We start from the raw sequence: 434 nt of genomic DNA, 5'->3' as shown, positions 1-434 counted from the left end.
AGTTGCACAACTTCTCGTTTAGAAAAAAACTATTTAATTTCGTATATTGCTATTTTGAACCGTGCGGTTATTCAATGGGGTTATCCCGTTTCTTTAGCTTTTAAAGTGCATCACGAATTAATGAAAGAGCTTGAATCTATCAAGAAAATTCCAACTTTTTCGCAAGTACTTCAAGGTATTACTTGGTATTATTTTCAAACAATCAAGGAATACCGTACAACAAACTTTCTACCGCTGCACTTACGTATAAAATCATACATTAATGAGCACATTGGCGAAAATATTACTTTAAACGATATTGCAAGTGCGTTACATGCATCAAAAAAAACACTCAACCCTGCATTTAAAAAAGAATATAAACTGACAATTACCCAGTTTATCAGACAACGAAAAGTGGCGGTAGCAAAGGAGTTACTCATCGCCTGTGAATCAAG

General features: G+C 34.1%; 1 protein-coding gene. It reads left to right on the top strand.

The annotated features are described in order from the left end of the window. Nucleotides 1-434: AraC family transcriptional regulator (locus C1I98_RS46675; protein ID WP_146607974.1), on the top strand; the 434-nt coding region annotated here is incomplete at both ends.

Origin of the sequence: Spongiactinospora gelatinilytica (genome assembly GCF_003236385.1) — a bacterium.
Lineage (GTDB): Bacteria > Actinomycetota > Actinomycetes > Streptosporangiales > Streptosporangiaceae > Spongiactinospora > Spongiactinospora gelatinilytica.
The sequence above is the reverse complement of the archived record's forward strand: the minus strand, read 5'-3'. Positions and strand labels throughout refer to the sequence as shown.